Source organism: Amycolatopsis sp. WGS_07 (assembly GCF_045278895.1).
GTDB lineage: Bacteria > Actinomycetota > Actinomycetes > Mycobacteriales > Pseudonocardiaceae > Amycolatopsis.
On record NZ_CP136053.1, the window covers coordinates 853,879 to 871,170 of the forward strand.

Consider the following 17,292-nt stretch of genomic DNA (forward strand, 5'->3'; position numbering starts at 1 on the left):
AGTTGGAGACAGGCTCTTCGGAGACACAGTGGACACTTCTCAAACCTCCAGGCGCAGCATGTCGTCCGTCGTCTCCCTGCGCAGCAGCAGCCGGGCGGCGCCGTTGCGCACGGCGACCACCGCGGGCCGAGGCAGCCGGTTGTAACCGCTGGCCATCGCGTAGCAATAGGCACCGGTCGCCGCGACGGCCAGCAGGTCGCCGGGAGCCAGGGTGTCTGGCAACCAGCAGTCTCGGACGACGATGTCGCCGGACTCACAGTGTTTTCCCACCACGCGAGACAAAGCCGGGGTCACCGGTTCGTCTCCGTCGGCCGCGGACCGGGAAACCACCCGGCAGTCGTACACCGCGTCGTAGAGCGCGGTACGGATGTTGTCGCTCATGCCGCCGTCGACGCTGACGTAGCGGCGGGCGGTCTCGTCGCCGAGCGCGACGTCCTTGATCGTGCCCACCTCGTACAGCGTGAACGTGCCCGGGCCGGCGATCGCGCGGCCGGGTTCGCCCGCGATGCGCGGCACCGGAAGCTCCGCGTACGCGCATTCCTTGCGGACGATCTCGCGGATCTGCGTGATCATCTGCGAGGGCGGCGGCGGGTTGTCCTTTTCGGTGTAGGCGATACCGAAACCACCGCCGAGGTCGACGACGTTCATCTGCTCCAGCAGATCCCGGCCGTGTTCCTTGGCCAGTTCGGCGAGCAGCCCGACGACGCGGCGCGCGGCGACCTCAAACCCGTCGGCGTCGAAGATCTGCGAGCCGATGTGGCTGTGCAGGCCGACCAGCTTGAGCGACGGCGCATTCAGCACCCGGCGCACGGCCTCGGCAGCGTCGCCGGAAGCCAGCGAGAAGCCGAATTTCTGGTCCTCGTGCGCGGTCGCGATGAACTCGTGGGTGTGCGCCTCGACGCCGACCGTCACCCGGACGAGAACCTTCTGCTCGACCTCGTGCGCGGCGGCGATTTCGGCGAGCCGGGCGATCTCGTAGTACGAGTCGACCACCACGGTGCCGACGCCCGCCTCGACGGCGGCGTCCAGCTCGGACACCGATTTGTTGTTGCCGTGGAACGTGATCCGCTCCACCGGGAAGTTCGCGCGCTGCGCGACGGCCAGCTCGCCGCCGCTGCAGACGTCGAGGCTCAGCCCCTGCTCGGCCACCCAGCGGGCGACCTCGACGGACAGAAACGCCTTCGACGCGTAGTGCACGAGCGCCGGGTCGTCGAACGCCTCGGCGTAGTCGGCGCAGCGGGACTTGAAGTCCGCTTCGTCGACCACGAACAGCGGCGTGCCGTACGTCTGCGCGAGGTCGCGCACGTCGACCCCGGCGATCCGCACGACGCCGTCCGCGGCGCGATAAACGTTGCGCGGCCACACTTTCGCGGGCAGCTGGTCGAGTTCGCCGGCACTCGCGGGCGGGAACCCGGAGGCGTCGGCATGGGGGTAGACGTCGGCGTGGCGGGGGCCCGCGGGGTGCGCCATGGTTTACATCCGTTCCGGAGCGGAGACACCGAGCAGCGACAGGCCGTTCGCCAGCACCTGGCGCGCGGCTTCGCACAAAGCGAGACGGGCGTGGGTGAGGGGGTGGCCTCCTCGTCGCCCTGCGGAAGAACCCGGCCCACGGTGTAGAACTTGTGGTACGCCCCGGCCAGTTCCTCGAGGTAGCGGGCCACGCGGTGCGGTTCGCGCATCTCCGCGGCCCGGCGCACCACGGCGGGGAATTCGCCGATGGTGCGGATCAGATCGCCCTCGGCGGGCAGGGTGAGCAGTCCGAAATCGACGTCCGAGACCGTGATGCCGAGGTCCGCCGCGCCGCGCTGCAGCGACGACAGCCGGGCGTGCGCGTACTGCACGTAGTAGACCGGGTTGTCGTTGGAATGCTTGCGCAGCAAGTCCAAATCGATGTCCAAAGAGGAATCGACGGAGTACCGGATCAGCTCGTAGCGGGCCGGGTCGACGCCGACCGCCTCCACGAGGTCCTCGAGCGTGATCACGGTGCCCGCGCGCTTGGACATCCGCACCGGCTTGCCGTCGCTGACCAGGTTCACCATCTGGCCGATCAGCACCTCGACGGTGGCCGGGTCGTCGCCGAACGCGGCCGCGGCGGCCTTGAGCCGGGCGATGTAGCCGTGGTGGTCCGCGCCGAGCATGTAGAAGCACAGGTCGAAGCCGCGGTTGCGCTTGTCCTTGAAGTAGGCCAGGTCGCCGGCGATGTAGGCCGGGTTGCCGTCCTTCTTGATGACGACCCGGTCCTTGTCGTCGCCGTACTCGCTCGAGCGCAGCCACCAGGCGCCCTCGGCGAAGTAGAGGTTGCCGGAGTCCTTGAGCTGCTGCACCGCCGCGTCGACCGCGCCGGACTCGTGCAGCGAGTTCTCGTGGAAGTAGACGTCGAAATCGGTGCCGAACTCGTGCAGGCTCTGCTTGATCTGGCTGAACATCAGCTCGATGCCGATGCGCCGGAACGTCTCGTGCCGCTCGTCCTCGGGCAGGCTCAGCGCGCTCGGCTCGGCCTTGATCACCTCGGCCGCGATGTCGCTGATGTACCCGCCCGCGTAGCCGTCCTCCGGCGCGGGCTCGCCCTTCGCGGCGGCGATCAGCGAGCGCACGAAGCGGTCGATCTGCGCGCCGGCGTCGTTGAAGTAGTACTCGCGGGTGACGTCCGCGCCCTGCGCGGCCAGCACGCGGCCCAGCGCGTCGCCGACCGCGGCCCAGCGCGTGCCGCCGAGGTGGATCGGGCCGGTCGGGTTCGCGGACACGAACTCCAGGTTGATCCGGGTCCCGGCCAGCGCGTCGCCGCGGCCGTACTCCGTGCCGGCGGCCAGCACCTGGCGCACGACCTCGCCCTGCGCGTCGGCGGCGAGCCGGAAGTTGAGGAAGCCCGGCCCTGCGACCTCGGCCGCGGCCACGCCGTCCGCGCCCGCGACGACCTCGGCGAGCGCCTCGGCAAACTCGCGCGACTGCATCCCCGCCTTCTTCGCCACCTGCAGCGCGAGGTTGGTCGCGTAGTCTCCGTGGTCCGGGTTGCGCGGGCGTTCGATGGTCACGGTCTCCGGCAGCACGGCGGAGTCGACGCCGCGTGCGGCGAGGACCTGCTCGGCGGAGCTGCGGACCAGATCGGCGAGAGCGGCGGGAGTCACTCTCCGGATTCTAGGTGCGCTTCGGCCGCGTGCTTCCGCCGGTACGCGCTGGCGAGACGGCGGGCACACCGGAGGCGGATGTTCCGCTCGCCGGGGCGCCTCGCGGGTGTTCACGGTGATCGCACGCCCGGTCTCTACACTGGGCTACCGGCAGGGGTCCGCCCGGCTCCCTTCCCCGCTCTCACGAGGAGATCTCGGCAATCATGGCCAACGGGACCACCAAGAAAAAGGGCTCGTCCGCGGTCAAGGCGGCGAAAAACCGCTCGGTCGTCGCGGGCAAGCGGACGCCCTGGGGCACCATCATCGGCGTCGTCGTGGTGGTCGCCCTGCTGGCCGGAGTCGTCACCTACTACCTGGTGAAGTCCGCTCCGAAGCGCGACCAGGCGTCCCGCGACGAGGCCGCCGCCGCCTTCGCGCCGACCGCGAGCAACCCGGACCCGTCGAAGAAGATCCCCGGCATCGTCATCAAGCAGTACACCGGTCAGCTGCACATCCTGCCCACCGAGCGGGTGGCCTACGACCAGAGCCCGCCGTTCGGCGGCCCGCACGACCAGAGCTGGGCCACCTGCACCGGCGTCGTGTACCCGGAAGCGGTGCGCAACGAGAACATGGTGCACTCGCTCGAGCACGGCACGGTGTGGATCGCCTACAACCCGGACAAGATCAAGGACGACCAGGTCGCCCTGCTCGAGGCGCGGGTCAAGGGCAAGCCGTTCACGATGATGTCGCCCTACCCCGGCCTGGACAAGCCGATCTCGCTGCAGTCGTGGGGCCACCAGCTGAAGCTGGACAGCGCCGACGACCCGCGCATCGACCAGTTCATCGCCGCGCTGCGGAGCAACCCGAACGGCGTGTACCCGGAGATCGGCGCCTCGTGCGACGCGCTCGGCAAGGGCCTGTTCGACCCGGCCAACCCGCCGAAGTTCGACCCGAGCAAGCCGGGCAAGGACGCGAAGCCGATGGACTACAAGGGCACCCCGGGTGCGCAGGGCGAACAGGGCGGCATGCCGGGGACCCCGCCGGCCGGGCAGTGACCGTGGGGCGCTCCGAAGACCCGGCTGAGACCTCCGGCGTCGCGAGCACGGCGCCGGAGGCCGTCGAGGAGCCGGCTCCGGCGGAGCGGACCGGCTGGTCACGCTGGGTCGTGATCGGCGGGACGCTGCTCGCCGTGCTGCTGGTCGGGGCCGCGATCGGCGTCTTCGCGACGCGGCTCACTGACGGCAGCGACGCGGTGCCGGCGACGCCCGGCGCGGGTTCGGTCGAGGTCGGGTTCGCCCAGGACATGTCGGTGCACCACCTGCAGGCGGTCACGATGGCGGGCTGGGCCCGCGACCATTCGGCCGACCCGGAGATCCGCCAGCTCGCGTTCGACATCGAGCGCACGCAGACCGAGCAGGTCGGGCGGATGAAGGGCTGGCTCATGCTGTGGGACCAGCCGGAGCAGGCGACCGGCGCGTACATGACGTGGATGACCGAGCCGATGGGGCACGCGGGCATGCAGATGCCGACCAGCTCCCCCGCGGGCGGCGCGCCGATGCCCGGCATGGCCACCGACGCGGAACTCGCGAAGCTGCGCACACTGTCCGGCCCCGCCCTGGACGTCGACTTCCTGCAGCTGATGCTGCGCCACCACCAGGGCGGCGTCGCGATGGCCGAGTACACGCAGGACCACACGGCCAACGACGCGGTGAAAGCGTTGTGCCGCAGCATGTTGGTGTCGCAAGGGGCCGAGATGGACCAGATGAAGGCGATGCTGAAGGCGCGGAGCGCGCAACCGCTGCCCGCCCCCTGACCAACCCTCGTGAGTGTGAAACCCGGTTCGAACCGGGTTTCACACTCACGAGCTTTTGTACTGCGGCCTCGCCAGCTCCCGCACGCCCCCCACCGTGCCCCATTCGTCCCGCCCCAGCCGGGACAACGGCCGCAGCCGGTCAATCAGCGGATGGTCCCCGTCCAGCACCTCCTCGCTCACCGCGAGGTGCACGACCCGGCCGAACACCACCGTCGAACGCCCGAAACCGACCGTGCTGTGCAGTTCGCACTCGAACGCCACCGGCGATTCCGCCACCCGCGGCGGGCGAACCTTCAGACTCGGCTCGCGGGTCAGCCCCGCTTCGTCGAATTCGCTCAGCTCTGGCGGGAAATCCGCGCCGGTGGCGTTGATCTGCTCGAACAGCGGCTCGGGGGCGAGGTTGACCACGAACTGCCGGGTCGCCTCGACGTTGCGCAGGGTGTCCTTCCGCCCGACCGACGTGAACTGCAGCACGGCGGGCGCGGCCGAGGCGACGGTGAAGAACGAATGCGGCGCGAGGTTGTCCACCCCGTCCCGCGACGTGCTCGACACCCAGGCGATGGGCCGCGGCACGACGGTGGCGGTCAGGAGGCGGTAGAACGCGTTCGGGGCCAGCTGTGCGGGGTCGAAGTCCTTGCGCATAGTCCCCGGTCTACCAGGACAGCTCCGAGCACCGGCGCGCGCATTGCGGTCCCTCGACTTGCAGCGTCGCGTGTTTGATCTCGTAGCGGACCGACAGCAGGTCCTGCGCCTTGGTGAGCACTGTGGACTGTTCGGCGTCGGCCTTCATCGTCAGGTGCGCCGAAGCGACCTCCATGCCCGAGGTGAGGGTCCAGACGTGCAGGTCGTGCACGTCCGCGACGCCCGGCAGCGCGGCGAGTTCGGTGCTGATCTCGCCGACGTCCACGCCGGCGGGCGCGTGCTGGAAGAGGATCCGCAGCGCGCGGCGGGCGAGCGTCCAGGTGCGCGGCAGCACGAACAGTCCGATCGCGACACCGATGATCGGGTCGGCGTAGCGCCAGCCGGTGGTGAGCGTGATCGCGCCGCTGAGCAGCACGCCGACCGAGCCGACGAGGTCGGCCAGCACCTCGAGGTACGCGCCGCGGACGTTCAGGCTCTCCTTCGCCCCCGAGCGCAGCACCAGGAACGAGACGACGTTGGCGACGAGCCCCGCCGCCGCGGCGAGCAGCACCGGCAGGCCGGGCACCTCGGGCGGGTCGGTGATCCGGCCGATCGCCTCGACCGCCACATACCCCGCGACACCGAACAGCAGCACCGCGTTGGCAAGCGCGGCAAGGACTTCCGCCCGGTACATGCCGAACGTGCGGCTGGGCGTCGGCCCGCTGCGGCGCGCGAGCACGATCGCGGCGAGCGCCATGCCGACGCCGAGGACGTCGGTGAACATGTGCGCGGCGTCGGAGATCAGCGCGAGCGAACCGGTGGCGAAGCCGACCGCGAACTCCAGCACCATGAAGCCCGCACCGACCGCGAGAGCGATCAGCAGTGCGCGGACGTAGCGGCCGGACGCGCTCGCCGGAGCGGCGGTGTGCCCGTGGCCGTGCCCGTGTCCCATCGCTCGCCTCCCAAGTCTTGGTGTCGAGAGGGAATATATAGTGACATGCGCATATGTGCAATACAGGTTAGCCTAACTTCACTCTAATGCCTGGTGGAGCGTTCTCCCAGCCCTGTTCCGCGAGCTGGGAAAGATCAGCGCACGAGCCGGAAGAACCCGCGAATCTGCTCGACAAGCGACTCCGGTTGCTCCATCGCCGCGAAGTGCCCGCCGCGCGGCAGTCGCTCGAACCAGCGCAGATCGGTGTACTTCAGCGCCGCCTGCCGCCGCGAGGGCCGGACGATGTCACGCGGGTAAACCGAGATGCCGGACGGCGCGGTGACGAGATCGCCGAAGCTGCGGTAACTCTCCCAGTACAGCCGGGCGGACGACGTCGCCGACGCGGTGAACCAGTACGCCGAGATCGCGTCGAGAAGCTGCTGCCGGGTGACCGCGTCCTCGGGATGGCCGTTGTTGTCGGTCCAGGCCCAGAACTTCTCGGCGATCCAGGCCGCCTGCCCCGCTGGCGAGTCGGTGAGGCCGTAGCCGAGGGTCTGCGGACGCGTGCCCTGCTGGCCCGAGTACCCCTGACCGGTGCGCCGGAACTCCGCAACCGCTTGCGCGCCTTCACGTTCCTCGGCCGTCTCGTCCTCGAATTGTTTCTGCGGCGCGGCCGCCATGTTGACGTGCACCCCCGCGACCCGCTCGCGCGCGACCTCGCCGAGCGCCCCCGACACCGCCGACCCCCAGTCGCCGCCTTGCGCGCCGTAACGGTCGTAGCCGAGGGAGACCATCAGCTGATCCCAAGCCGTCGCGATCTTCTGCACACCCCAACCGGCCTTGCTGGGCTTGCCGCTCCAGCCGTACCCCGGCAGCGAGGGCGCGACGACGTGAAACGCGTCCGCCGGGTCACCACCGTGCGCCCGCGGGTCGGTCAGCGGGCCGAGGATGTCCAGGAACTCGAGCACCGACCCAGGCCAGCCGTGCGTGATCACCAGCGGAAACGCGTCCGGCTCCGGCGAACGGAGGTGCACGAAGTGAATCCCGAGACCGTCGATGGTCTGGCGAAACTGCGGGAAGACGTTAAGCCGGTCGGCGAAGCCGAAGTCGTAGTCCTCGGCCCAGCTGCGGCACAGCTCCTGCGCGTAAGCCAACGGCAGCCCCTGCGACCAGTCGCCGACGGTCTCCGCCTCCGGCCACCGGGTACGCCGCAACCGCGCCCGCACGTCGTCGATGTCCGCAACAGCCACCCTGACCTGGAACGGCTCGGCGCGCACCGCCGCCTCCCTCCGTCTCGATACCTCGACGCTACCGCGCTAAGCACCCTCTGTGCGTGGGCGGAAAGGGGTATGCGCTAGGCTTTGCTCAGTCGCGAAAGCGAGCCCTCGTAGCTCAGGGGATAGAGCACTGCCCTCCGGAGGCAGGTGTCGCAGGTTCGAATCCTGCCGAGGGCACCACAAGGATGGGAACGGGAGAGATGTCAGACATGACATCCTCCCCTTTCTCGTGTTTGCGCTGGTCAATCCGCTTGCTTCGGTCAAGCGGTACTACGACTGCATCACGGGCAGCATGCTGCGCCGCTGAGACCGCAGGTCCGATCAACGTGGCTGTGCACTTGATTTGATTGGTTTCCTTCTGGTAATGCAGCTCAAGCCGGAGGGCTTCGAAGAGCTGCCGCGCGACGTCTTCGGGCAACTCCTCGACCCGAACCTCGCCCATGGGCAGAGCGTCGAGCAGGTCCGGATTGGTCGCCTGTTGCTGCTCCTCTTCGACCTGGGCGAGCTGAGCTTCGAGCTGGGATTTGCGTTCGTGAAGCTCGTTGCGCTCGTCATTGATCTCTCCGACAAGTTCCTTGGTCGGTTTGTCGAAGAGCGCGAAACTGCGGACCACGTTCTTGATCATGCGAGCGGTGTCGTTGATCTCGCGGCGGAGGGCGTCGATGCGTTGCTCTCGCTCCCTCTGAGCGACAGCCCCGAGTTCGCGAGCAGCATCTCCGAGCAGGCTCCGGCGGTAGGTGCCGAAGATGTGTGCGGACAGGAACTCGTTGAGCTTGTCGACGATGGCATCTTCGCGAATCCAGAAGCTCCCCGCGCCAGGGTGCCCGTCGGGGACGTATCCCTTTTTCGGAGCGCAGACGTAGTAGACGTGACCACGGCGGGTCTTGCCGTTCATGCGTCGCCCGCAGGCCCCGCAGAACAGGTAGGTGCGCAGCAGGTAACTGCGCTTGGTCTGGGGATGATTGACGTTCGTGTTGCCGGTGCTGCGAGAACCGAAGCGGTGGCCGCTGACGTCCTGAGCTTGCAGCCAATCGTCCAAGGTGACGAGAGGTTCGTGGACGGGCTGTGCACTCCAGATCCATTCCGTTATCGGGTTGGCGCGGTTCCCGCGAGATTTGCGCCCCTTGCGGTTCCACACCATGTGCCCGGTGTACTTGGGATTGGTGAGGATGTCGCGGACGTTCGAGTAGGTCCAGCGGCCGACGGCACGACTCGGGTCGACAGGGACAGGCGGAGGGTAGACGGCGGAGTCGAGGTTGAGGCGGTCTGCGATTGCTTGGTAGCCAAGCCGTTTGGTGATTCGCCAGTGGTACGCCTTGCGCACCGCGGGTGCCTGGGCAGGGTCGACTTCAAGGAACGTTTTCTTGACACCCTTAGCCCGCTTGGCGGGGACCGGGTGCGGCACGTGGCGCGCACGGTAGCCGTAGCAGGCTTTGCCTATGTTGTATCCCGCTTCGGTATGAGTGGCGTAGCCGTCCCAGGACTTCTCCAGCATGTCTACGACGTAGAACTCGGAGATGCTCTGCTTGACCCGACGAGTCAAGAGTTGCGTGGCGGTCTTGGGCTTTCGACCGTCCACTGTGGTCAGCTGAAAGGGTTCATCGGCGGCTAGGAGGCGAACTCCGGCGCTCTCCAAGCGATGTTCGATGGTCGTGCCGTAGTACATGTGCCGGGCGGTGCGCTCGATCGACTCGCAGATGACGTAGTCGAATCGCCGGTCAGGCCGCTCGGCCTCGGCGAGCAGGTCTTGGATGCCGCCGTCACGCGGGATCGTGAGGTCGAATTGTTCGTGCGCGTGCCCGCCTCCGCGAATGTCGAGATCCATGCGACCGGACTCGACGTCGTAGAAGTGCGCGACGATGAGGCCGCCTTCGGGGAGCGAGCGTTGCGACGATCCCAGCTGACGAGGCAAGGACAGGGTCGGGTCCTGCATGTCCCGTGTGGACACACGCCCCAGCCACGCGAAGCGTAGAACCGTTGGTTGTGCGGCAATGCCCACCCGTTCGCAGTCCGCCGTCTGGCCGTAAGGGCTTCGCACGCGCCCTACGCCGCGTTGCCCAACCCATCTGCGGACCTGTTCCGGGCCTGCCATTGGGTCACCTCCCACAACGCCTCTGCTTGCTCCAGGCGAAGCCGCACCGCCTCGGCGCCGTCGGCAGACCGGATGTCAAAGATCAGCTCCGGAGCTTCGTCCAGGCTGAACCGCCCCGCGTCGGGTCGCTTCATGTCGCTCCTCTCGCTGTCGTACGACTTCGACTGGACCCCGTGCCGACGCTCGCTGGGAGGAACGTCCACTCGACCCAACGGAGGTGAAGCCGATCGGAAACTAAGCTAACACCTTAGCAAATAAGCCAACACCTGAGTAATGCAAGTCGCACCTGTCCTCCCGGTTGCGCTTGCTGAACACGCCGGACATGCAGAGACACGCTGACCGCTGTCATCGGGAACACTGAGCGTCGGTTGGCGGCGAGGTGAAGCGCCGTGGCATGACGACGGCGGGACGGCAGCAGGTGAAGATCGAGTGGCAACTGCGACAGGTCGCGGCCTCCCGCGGCGTCTGGGACGCAACCCAAATGCGCGCACTCCTTAGCCGCCGAGCAGGATTCGAACTGTCCCTTCAGTCAGTTAACGTGCTGCTCAAGAAGGAGCCGGCCCAGGTGAAGATGGCGACTCTGCAGGCGCTTTGCACAGCACTGGAGTGCACGCCCAACGAACTGTTCGGGTTCGACGCGCCACATCGGGTTTCGCTTGGCGAACCGGACGACGTGTAGTCGTGAAGCTGCGGTACTAGCTGTCATCCGGGGCGGCCGGGCACCGACAAGACACAGCCTGGCGTTGCTGGACCCAGTCGAGACGGCTTCCGGCTAGCCCCGTTGGAAAGAGATCGGACGCTCAGTTCGCGCCTGCGTTCGTTGCCGCGTTTCAGAAGAGCAAGACCACGGCGAAGGTTCAGCTGTGACCGTTCATGCCGCGCTCGGCAGTACGTCAAGTGGTGCCGCTGAACCCGGTGCGACCGGCTGGGCACGTTGGAACGTGCCGTCGTCGATCAGCCGTTCATGGGCGTTCCGCGCCGAGATTACCCACTGCCTCGTAGGCACCGGCCGGCCGTCGACGGTACGGGCCCAGACCTGCCGCCCGGTGTACTTGACGTTCAAGACGATGCGTCGGACCGACTTTGCAGTCCACCGCCCGTTGGGCACCGGGGCCGGATACTGGCGCAGGTCGCTGTTCAGTCGCGCGGCGATGGCCGCGAACGTGAGACCGTCGTCTGCGCGCCAGCCGAAGATCTGCTTAACGACAGCGGCGGCCTGCCAGTCCTGGACGAGCACCGCCCGCAGCCGGCTGTTTCCAGTCGGACCGGTAACCCGGACGCGCACGACTCGGTAGCCGTAGGGCGGCGGACCGATCTGGTAGCCGGCGCGGACGATGTCGGCCATCGCCGCACGGGCGCGACGGGTGGTCTCGGCGTGGTGTACAGCGAGCACGGCCCACTGAACGCGGTCGCCGCGGGTATCAACCAGATCGCCGTCAACGGCGGGGGCTTTCGCTCCAGCCTCGGTGACAGCTGCGGCTTTACGCACGGAACCTGTGCACAGGGTTATCCACAGCCTTGTCCACCATGGCGGGCAGGACTCGGCTACCGGTATTCCGGTGCAGCGGTGGCGGGCAGCAGCCCGCAGCGCGGCGCGCTTCCGCCAGAACGCGAGCTGCCAGCCGCACTCACGACAGTACAAGCGGGCAGTCATGCCGCGCACTTCCCGTTCCTCCAGGCGAGGTCTCCCGCAGCGGGCACGCCAACTGCATCTTCAGTTGGCAGGGAGTCATTGCCTGACGCCACAGCGGCGAGTTCGACCTCGGAGTCGAGGCCGAACACGAGCACTTCGTGGTGCACCGTGAGTGTCGTCGGCTCGCCGGCGGCAGCCGCTCGGGAGGCGGCGCGGCGGTCAGCAATCGAGGACCGCGGAACCAGCCGACTTCCACGCAGTTCAGCGGTCAGCGCAAGGCATCGCTCGACCAGTGCGAGTCCGGCCGCGGTTGCAGCGGCGGCGATCGGAGTGGTGAGGTCGACCAGTGCACCATCCGGGTTCCGCCGCGGTCGCGTGACGACGACAAGACGCCCACCGGTGTGTAGCAGCGGCTCGCAGTAGTGGAGTGTCGTGGCGAAGCGGGAGAGAACAGACTCGAATGACTCGCGTTCCGCATCCTTCCGATGATCCGTCTCCGTGCGCAGGGCGGTCAGGACGAGTCCCGCTCGCCCGATCAACCCGGCGGCCCGGACGGTCCCTAGCACCCTTGGCCGGGCGTCGAAAACTGATCCGTCGCACCAGGCACCTGCGGTCTTCGCGGCAGTGATGTTGCCGCGAGCAAGGGCCCACCACGGGGTGGCGGGGGTCAGGCCGAGCGCGTGCCGCCCTGCGCGCAACGCTTCGGTCAGTACCGTGCCCGCTCCGCAGGAGGGATCCACGACGAGATCACCAGGGTGGCTGTAGGCGGTGATCGCGTGCGCGGCAACGGCAGGTGGAATCCGCTCGGTGTCGGTCTCGGTGCCAGGCACACAGCCGGCGTCGCGCAGCTGCGCAAGCGGGCCTCGCTGCCCGGTCGGCCAGACCGACGGCAGCGGTGTCGGCGATTCCTTCCCCGCAGGAAGAGGATGCGGCAGTGGCGGTGTGGGGCGGTCACTCATCGGAGGTTTCCACTTCTCCTGCGGCGGTATTCGGAGCCGGTTGACGGGTGAACACGAACAAGTCGTCGTGCACCTGAACGTGCTGTGCGAGCGCGCGCGGCGATACCTGTGGGCGAGGGCGCGCGGCCGGAGCCTCAGCGAGCGCACCGTCGCGAACCGGTACGCGCAGCAGAGCGATGCGATCGAGGTAGCGCAGTCCGGCCTGGCGCGCAGCGCGCACTATTGAGCTGGCGGGGTCGATGAGTCGACCCGATGATCGGTCACCTTGCGTGACTACGGCGAGAGTGCCGGAAGGGGTAAGCAGACTCGGCCAATCAACCGGCCGGAACCAATCGGCGGTGCATGATTCGGCCGCGGCTACGACAAGGTCATAGCGGTCCGGACTGGTGCCGGTCGCCGCAGAGTCCGCTCCGGAGCGACGGTCCGCAAACGGCCCGGCGGCTTTGTCTTCGGTCAGACTGTTCGGGTCCAGTCGGAGTCCGGACTCGGACTCGACGCTCGCGCCGCCGGAGCGTCCGCGGGCTGCGCCGAGGCGAGAGACATCTGTCAGCGTCTGGACGCAGCGGCCGAGTCGGACCACGGTCCAGCCGGCTTCGTGCAAGCCAGCGTACGGACCGGGCCAGGGCTGGCTGCGACCGCCGATTAACGACCACGACGAGGGCTTCGCGAGGTAAGGCGCGCGGTCAAGCAGGAGCACTCGCTGCCCGGGCCGGGTGTAGGTGGTGACGATCTTGACGACTGCTGTCAGCAGCCAGTCGGCGATCAGTCCAGTGCAGTCGCGGAGATCGCCTTGCCCACACGGCCAGACAGTGCTCGGTCGCGCAGGACGGGGATGGCGCGATAGCCGACGGCGAGCGCGCATCCGCGGCGAGCGCCGTCGCCGCGGAAGCGGGATCGGGGCGGTCGGCGGGTCAGTCCGGTCATGCTCGTGTGCACCCGTTGGGGAGTCGTTGCCGTGTGCCGGGGTCATCGCGGGTCTCCTCCATCGGATGGGTATCGCATGCTCTTACGCCCTTAACTCCGGATTGCAGCCTCGTTTTGGACGCACCTTCGCGAAGTTTCTCCGTCTGCGCCGAAGGCTGCGGCGAGACCTCTTCGAAGAACCGCTGGAAGCCACGCTGCATAGAATTGGAGGTAGCCCCTCAGTGCAGCCGCTCACAAGGTTCCGAAAATCGCTACGCCGTTCCGCGCCGATTCGATTGCCGAGCTTTTCGATCACGACCGGGGCAGCCTTGGAAGCGCGTCGCCCACAGTCGTCCGCGCAGCTGCTGACGCGACAGTCATGCAGAACGAATAGCCAAAGCTCAAGCCCTACTAAAGCTCGGATGTCAGACCCCGCCGGGAGACCATGATCTGATCCCTTATTTCGCGCAGCAAGGACACGAATAGCAAGTCGCTAGTAGACCGCTCTTGGATTTCTGGCCAGCAGATAGTAATACTATGATATTTCCGCAGTATACGTTGTGAGTTCCTGGCGTCGTTGTTGTTCGCATCGACGCCGCAGGAGTCACGACATGGCAACGCAATCAACATTTCGCCGCCGCGGTTCCGCGGCGGCCACCAATTCACTGGATATCGCACGGGACGCGTTTACCTGGCTGGTTACCGGGCCGCATCCGGTGTCGCTGGACGGCCGGATCTTCCAAGGCCTGCCAGACAGGCGCGTCGCACTGGACGAGGTCCGCGATCGCCTATTGGCACGCCGGTGCCCGCAGGCGACCCGGGACGCGGTGTGGGCGCATCTGGTGCTGCGCTCGCGTACTGAAGGAGCAACCTGGACAGTCGCCGCGGTAGGTGTCGCGCTGCCCGCGCTGACGTCGGTGGCGGCTACTTTGTCCGGTCGGTTCGTCGGCGATCCGGCCGACATCTACGCCGAGGTGTTGCGAGGTTTTCTCGCCGCCTTGCCGAGTATCGACCTGCGTCGTCCGCGGATCATGCTGCGCCTGCGGTGGGCTGCTTACCGGTCCGGCTACGCGGCGCTCGCCGAGGCGTTGGCGGTTCCGACTCCGGTCGCACCGGGGTTCCGCTCCACTCCGCCGCACGCTCCGTGGGGACACCCCGATCTTGTTCTCGCCCGCGCGGTGGCGGACGGAGTCCTGACCCAGACCGAAGCAGCGCTCATCGGCGCGACTCGGCTGGAGCACATGCCGGTGGCGGACTGGGCGGCGCGGCATCAGACCGGCGAGTGGGCGGTCTACAAGGCGCGCAAACGCGCCGAGCTGAGGCTGGCCGACTATCTGCGCGACCGTATCGCCGAGGCCGATCCAACTGACCTGCTCGCCGTTCAGGTGGCTACTGCGGTGGCACTCGCCCGCCCCGCCGACACGGCTCCAGGCAGAGCAACGCCGTCACCTTCCGTGTCCGCCGAGCACGCCGGCTCCGGGCGGAAGAGCCCGGGCCACGTGTCCAAAACGGATGCGAAATCCGGAGTTCAGGGCTGCGGGACACACCCGCGCTCAGCCCGCCCCTCGGAGGTGCCGCCATGCGCCTGATCGACCACTCTTCTGCCACGACGGTCGAGCCGCGCTGCGCTCGCGCCGAAGACAACCGCTTGCCGCCGTCACAGAACGCCAGGCAACGAAACCTCGAACGGCTGCCCGGCCGACCATCGAAAGATCGGACCAATAAGCGCGGACGACTGTCGTCGCGTTGGCACCGATCCCGCGCTGCGTTCGTCGCGCAACTGTCAGGGGCAGCGCTCCTCGCGTCGGCGTCGGCAGCACATGCCGACACCGTGGTGGTCGCCTTGGCTGGCTCCGTCACCGAGATTCTGAGCAACGTCCAGACGTGGATCATGGGGATCCTGGCGGGCCTAGCCACGTTGTTCATGACCGTCGGTGCCTCCCGCTACATGTGGGGGAACAACGAACCTCAGGAGATCGCGAAAGCCAAGGCCGCGGTCAAAGCGGCCGGGTTCGGCTACTGCCTGGCTCTGCTTGTGCCACTCGTCCTCGAGATCCTCAAAGGGTTCGTGGGCGCGTCATGACCGCCAGTGCCCCTCCGACAGTTCGCTCGCGTCGCCGCACTAACAGGACCGACGACGCGGCCGACTGCGGAACGTCTGACTCTTCAGCCCGCCTGCATCGGCCGCCGCCTGATCGACGACGGCGCTGGCGTGCGGCCGTGCTGTTGTTGCTGAGCGTCGTCGCGCTTCTCGCCGCAGTGCTCGCGGCGAACGCCGGAGCCGTGCCTGCTGCCCCGCAGCAACCGCCCCCGCCGGCACCGCTCCCAACCAACGAACCGTGCACACCGGGTTCCCCGTTGCCGGCATGCCACCTGCCAACGCCGACCACGACGACACCGAAGCCGCCACCGAACACACCGCTGCCCGTCCCGACCGAGGTTCCTCCACCGACGACATGCAGCTTTCCCGGACAACTCAGCTGCGCCTCACTGGGTCCGACGACAACTGCACCGTGCGCAGGCGAGGACTGCATCCCTCAGCCGACGACAACCCCGCCCGCGACCGGTACGCACCCTCCGGGCAAAGGCAGCAGCGACAGCGACTCGAAGTGCGGCATCACCGACATCGGCGCATGTATCACCGAGGCGATCAACTCTGCGTTCCGCAGCATCGTCGACTCCGCCCTGTCGCCGATCCTGGACCTGATCGGGCATAGCGCACTGTCGACGCCCACCATCAGCGACCTGCCAGGTATCGGCGAACTGTGGAACGGTTCGTGGGAGATCGTCGTCGCCGCGTACGGCTTGTTCATCCTCGCCGGTGCCATTCTCGTGATGAGCCACGAGAGCTTCCAGACCCGCTACTCGCTCAAAGAGATCGCGCCGCGGATCCCGCTCGCGTTCATCGCCTCTGCGCTGTCGCTGTTCCTCGTTGACAAAATCATCCGGCTGGCCAACGGCCTGACCCAAGGCGTGCTGGGCGGCGGGGTCAGCCCTACCTTGGTGGGCGACACGATGACCGAGGCGCTCAACAGCGCTGCGGCTGGCGGGTTGTTCACGATCCTCGTCGGCTTGGTGCTCGTCGTGGTCGGCGTCGCGCTGCTGATCGTGTACGCCATCCGAGTCGTCATCACTCTGGGCCTGATCGTCTGCGGGCCGCTGCTCCTCATCTGCCATGCCCTGCCGCACACCGACCCGCTCGCCCGCTGGTGGTGGAGGGCGATCGCTGCCGCGCTCGGTATCCAAGTCGCCCAGGCGGTGGTGCTGGTCACCGCAGTCCGGACGATCCTTTCCGGCGGTGTCCATCTGTTCGGGTCGACGCTGTCGGCGCTCGGGATGCTGCTGGTAGGCATCGCGTTGTTCTTCGTGCTGTTCAAGATCCCGTTCTGGATGCTGTCCGCGACCAAGATGGGCTCCGGGCGCTCGTTCCTCGGCAGCCTCGTCCGTGCCTACGTCATGGCCAAGACCTTCGGCATGGTCATGGGCAAAACGCGCACACCTCGCAAGGCCGCTGCCAACACAGGCACGGGCACCGTCGGTCGCGGCGGACGACCGGACGTCGCGCCACAACCCGCGCCACGTCCCGGAACGGTCGGCGAACGGCTCAAGGCCGCACACGATGCCGAACGTCAACGTGCATCGCGTCGACCGAGACTGCCGTCTCAAGCACCGCAGTTCCTCCAACCCTCGCCACAGCGAACCACTCACGATCCGGCGGTCACTCCGGCGAAAAAGGGGCCAGCGACGCCAGAGTTCAGCTCCGCGCCTGAGCCCGCCGCGCCGGTGCCCAGTCCGACGCAACAACCCCGCGCGCCGCAGTTTCGCTCTGCTGCTGCGGGCCGCGGTCGCCCCGATTCCCCGGCTCCGGCACGGCCGATCCGCACGGCTGCTGTACCGCCGAAGCTGAAATTCCAGTCAGCCGCGCCGACTCCGCCGCGACCACAGATGCCGAAGAAACC

The 17,292-nt window shown here is 67.8% G+C and carries 14 protein-coding genes, 1 tRNA gene and 2 pseudogenes; 7 read left to right on the forward strand and 10 right to left on the reverse strand.

The window, feature by feature from the left end:
- Window positions 1-39: 39 nt before the first annotated feature.
- Window positions 40-1,470: a diaminopimelate decarboxylase gene (gene lysA / locus RPX00_RS03835; protein ID WP_406637507.1), complete on the reverse strand. Its 1,431-nt coding sequence runs from the start codon at window positions 1,468-1,470 to the stop codon at window positions 40-42.
- Window positions 1,471-1,473: 3 nt separating this feature from the next.
- Window positions 1,474-3,125: pseudogene (gene argS, locus RPX00_RS03840) on the reverse strand (arginine--tRNA ligase).
- A gap of 203 nt (window positions 3,126-3,328) precedes the next feature.
- Here argS and RPX00_RS03845 point away from each other — a divergent pair.
- Window positions 3,329-4,159 carry a DUF3105 domain-containing protein gene (locus RPX00_RS03845; protein ID WP_406637509.1) on the forward strand — a complete coding sequence of 277 codons (831 nt, stop codon included), beginning with the start codon at window positions 3,329-3,331 and terminating at the stop codon, window positions 4,157-4,159.
- A 2-nt stretch (window positions 4,160-4,161) separates the two neighbouring features.
- A complete protein-coding gene (locus RPX00_RS03850; RefSeq protein ID WP_406637511.1) occupies window positions 4,162-4,917 on the forward strand; it encodes a DUF305 domain-containing protein in 756 nt (251 codons plus the stop codon).
- A gap of 45 nt (window positions 4,918-4,962) precedes the next feature.
- On the opposite strand, the gene RPX00_RS03855 is transcribed toward RPX00_RS03850, so the two are convergent.
- The 3 genes from RPX00_RS03855 to RPX00_RS03865 form a co-directional block, all read right to left on the reverse strand.
- Entirely contained in the window at window positions 4,963-5,559 is a 597-nt protein-coding gene (locus tag RPX00_RS03855) for a flavin reductase family protein (protein WP_406637513.1), read from the reverse strand.
- A 10-nt stretch (window positions 5,560-5,569) separates the two neighbouring features.
- A complete protein-coding gene (locus RPX00_RS03860; protein ID WP_406637515.1) occupies window positions 5,570-6,490 on the reverse strand; it encodes a cation diffusion facilitator family transporter in 921 nt (306 codons plus the stop codon).
- Window positions 6,491-6,624: 134 nt separating this feature from the next.
- Window positions 6,625-7,746 carry an epoxide hydrolase family protein gene (locus RPX00_RS03865; RefSeq protein ID WP_406637517.1) on the reverse strand — a complete coding sequence of 374 codons (1,122 nt, stop codon included), beginning with the start codon at window positions 7,744-7,746 and terminating at the stop codon, window positions 6,625-6,627.
- 104 nt (window positions 7,747-7,850) lie between these two features.
- On the opposite strand from RPX00_RS03865, the gene RPX00_RS03870 reads away from it, so the two are divergent.
- Window positions 7,851-7,926 (forward strand) — tRNA-Arg (locus tag RPX00_RS03870).
- A gap of 703 nt (window positions 7,927-8,629) precedes the next feature.
- On the opposite strand, the pseudogene RPX00_RS03875 reads toward RPX00_RS03870, so the two are convergent.
- Window positions 8,630-9,838 (reverse strand): annotated as a pseudogene (locus RPX00_RS03875) (recombinase family protein); the annotation flags it as partial.
- Window positions 9,790-9,972: a hypothetical protein gene (locus tag RPX00_RS03880; protein ID WP_406637519.1), complete on the reverse strand. Its 183-nt coding sequence runs from the start codon at window positions 9,970-9,972 to the stop codon at window positions 9,790-9,792. The gene RPX00_RS03880 and the pseudogene RPX00_RS03875, both read right to left, overlap by 49 nt.
- A 260-nt stretch (window positions 9,973-10,232) precedes the next feature.
- Between RPX00_RS03880 and RPX00_RS03885 the strand changes: the two genes are divergently transcribed.
- A complete protein-coding gene (locus RPX00_RS03885) occupies window positions 10,233-10,517 on the forward strand; it encodes a helix-turn-helix domain-containing protein (RefSeq protein ID WP_406637521.1) in 285 nt (94 codons plus the stop codon).
- 192 nt (window positions 10,518-10,709) lie between these two features.
- Here the strand turns inward: RPX00_RS03885 and RPX00_RS03890 are convergent, their stop codons facing one another.
- Both RPX00_RS03890 and RPX00_RS03895 read right to left on the reverse strand, forming a co-directional pair.
- Window positions 10,710-11,492, reverse strand: coding sequence for a recombinase family protein (locus tag RPX00_RS03890; protein ID WP_406642749.1), 783 nt, complete (start codon window positions 11,490-11,492; stop codon window positions 10,710-10,712).
- Window positions 11,489-12,430: a DNA methyltransferase gene (locus RPX00_RS03895; RefSeq protein ID WP_406637523.1), complete on the reverse strand. Its 942-nt coding sequence runs from the start codon at window positions 12,428-12,430 to the stop codon at window positions 11,489-11,491. The genes RPX00_RS03890 and RPX00_RS03895 overlap by 4 nt, the downstream gene beginning before the upstream one ends.
- Before the next feature lie 40 nt (window positions 12,431-12,470).
- Here RPX00_RS03895 and RPX00_RS03900 point away from each other — a divergent pair, with 40 nt between their 5' ends.
- The 3 genes from RPX00_RS03900 to RPX00_RS03910 all read left to right on the forward strand — a co-directional run bounded on the left by RPX00_RS03900 (window position 12,471) and on the right by RPX00_RS03910 (window position 15,416).
- Window positions 12,471-12,656: a hypothetical protein gene (locus RPX00_RS03900; RefSeq protein WP_406637525.1), complete on the forward strand. Its 186-nt coding sequence runs from the start codon at window positions 12,471-12,473 to the stop codon at window positions 12,654-12,656.
- A 1,288-nt stretch (window positions 12,657-13,944) separates the two neighbouring features.
- Entirely contained in the window at window positions 13,945-14,922 is a 978-nt protein-coding gene (locus tag RPX00_RS03905) for a hypothetical protein (RefSeq protein WP_406637527.1), read from the forward strand.
- Entirely contained in the window at window positions 14,913-15,416 is a 504-nt protein-coding gene (locus RPX00_RS03910; RefSeq protein ID WP_406637529.1) for a pilin, read from the forward strand. Before RPX00_RS03905 ends, RPX00_RS03910 begins: the two co-directional genes overlap by 10 nt.
- A gap of 404 nt (window positions 15,417-15,820) precedes the next feature.
- Here RPX00_RS03910 and RPX00_RS03915 read toward each other — a convergent pair whose 3' ends face one another.
- Window positions 15,821-16,966 (reverse strand): hypothetical protein, encoded by a 1,146-nt coding sequence (locus RPX00_RS03915; RefSeq protein WP_406637531.1) that lies wholly within the window; start codon window positions 16,964-16,966, stop codon window positions 15,821-15,823.
- Between the last annotated feature and the right edge of the window lie 326 nt (window positions 16,967-17,292).